Below are 1,563 nucleotides of genomic sequence, written 5' to 3' on the forward strand. Positions count from 1 at the left end.
CCGGATCACCCACCAGACTTCAAAACCCGGCTTTGCCCCCCGGAACCACACGAAAGACCCTCAGGCAAACAAAATTCAGACCGGAAACAAAAAACTGCGGAAAATCCCACTCCGACAGGCTGCTAGAATTCCTATTCCGCCTTTAGTTTTCACAAAAACATGTATAAGTTTCTGAAATTACAACATTGGCAACTTCAGGATGCGGCACGAGGATATCTGGCGCGCGATTGACACGATGGCGGCGGAGCACGGGCTTTCGCCCTCCGGCCTCGCGCGCAAGGCTGGGCTGGACCCGACGAGCTTCAACCTCTCCAAGCGCCGCACCGGCGATGGCCGGGGCCGCTGGCCTTCCACCGAGAGTCTGGCGAAGGTATTCCTGGCGACAGGCGCCAAGCTGGAGGATTTCACCGCGCTGGTGATGGGCGCGCGCGCGATGCCCGAGGCGCGGCCAAAGGGGCGTAACAAAATTCCGCTCATCGGCATCGCCCAGGCCGGCACGGAAGGGTTTTTCGACGATGGCGGCTACCCGGCGGGCGCCGGGTGGGATGAGGTGGAACTGCCGGGCACGGCTGATGCCAATGCCTATGCGCTTTCCATCTCCGGTGATTCGATGGAGCCGGTCTACCGCGAGGGCGATTCCATCATCGTCTCCCCCGCCGCCCCAGTGCGCGTGGGAGACCGTGTGGTGGCCCGCACGGCCCGGGGGGCGGTGATGGCGAAATTGCTCTCCCGCCGCACCGCCAGCCGGATAGAGCTGACAAGCCTGAACAGCGCCTACCCGGATCTGCGTTTCGCAGCGCAGGAAATTCTGTGGATGCACCGGATCATCTGGGCCAGCCAATAGCGGCTCAGGTTTTCATTCCAAAAATAGAAAAATACGGTTAGTTGTTTGAGCCAATGGCTGGTGAAGGGCCTGGTGGTTGAAAAAAGGCGGTAAGAATGCTCCGTTATCCCCTAATGACATGCTTGTTGCTGACCGCTGCCGCGCCGGCGCGCGCGGCGGACTGGTATGAGGTAAATGCCACGAACACGCAGTGCCTGAACATGGCGCAGGTTGCCCCGGCTGACGGTATAACGCAGCTGGCGACACCGGATGGTACACGCGATGCTTACGAGGCAATTGGCGAAAGGGTGACCTCGACCGAGGTGAAGGACGCAACCGGCGCGTCCATCATCGTGATGCACATTATCGATTCAAACGGCGACCGTTTTCTGAATTTCACGTTCTACCCGACCCTGGCCGATTGCCAGTATGTCCTGTCGCAGGCGCCAACGAGCTAGTGTCCTGCCCCTGAAGTCCGCTGCACCGCGCAGCGGACGTAAGGGACGAGCAGGCCACTGAAAACAAAGCGCGCGTGTCCTGCCCCTGAAGTCCGCTGCACCGCGCAGCGGCCACGCGCAAAAAACGCATACCACCGGCCATCATTTATGACCGTTGGTATCAGAGCATTGATTGCGCATGCTGCAAAACCTGATCGCAGATTTTTTGTGTCAACTGCGCTTTCAGCCCGCTGCCGCCCAGGGACATCGTGTTGCCATTGCCCGTATCCAGGATACCGCTGC

At 59.9% G+C, this 1,563-nt stretch carries 3 protein-coding genes; 2 read left to right on the forward strand and 1 reads right to left on the reverse strand.

Annotation, left to right across the window (positions count from 1 at the left end):
- Positions 1–199: 199 nt before the first annotated feature.
- Together PHE40_RS02320 and PHE40_RS02325 are read left to right on the forward strand one after the other, a co-directional pair.
- Positions 200–844, forward strand: a complete 645-nt coding sequence (locus tag PHE40_RS02320; RefSeq protein ID WP_299957436.1) for a helix-turn-helix transcriptional regulator — start codon at positions 200–202, stop codon at positions 842–844.
- A 95-nt stretch (positions 845–939) separates the two neighbouring features.
- The gene (locus PHE40_RS02325; protein ID WP_299957439.1) at positions 940–1,281 is read left to right on the forward strand and encodes a hypothetical protein; all 342 of its coding nucleotides are present in this window, start codon (positions 940–942) and stop codon (positions 1,279–1,281) included.
- A gap of 160 nt (positions 1,282–1,441) precedes the next feature.
- On the opposite strand, the gene PHE40_RS10950 is transcribed toward PHE40_RS02325, so the two are convergent.
- Complete coding sequence (locus tag PHE40_RS10950; protein ID WP_366523570.1) at positions 1,442–1,555, reverse strand: DUF2501 domain-containing protein; 114 nt, start codon at positions 1,553–1,555, stop codon at positions 1,442–1,444.
- Positions 1,556–1,563: the final 8 nt, after the last annotated feature.

The sequence above is a fragment of the Acidocella sp. genome, assembly GCF_028687955.1.
Classification (GTDB): Bacteria; Pseudomonadota; Alphaproteobacteria; order Acetobacterales; family Acetobacteraceae; genus Acidocella.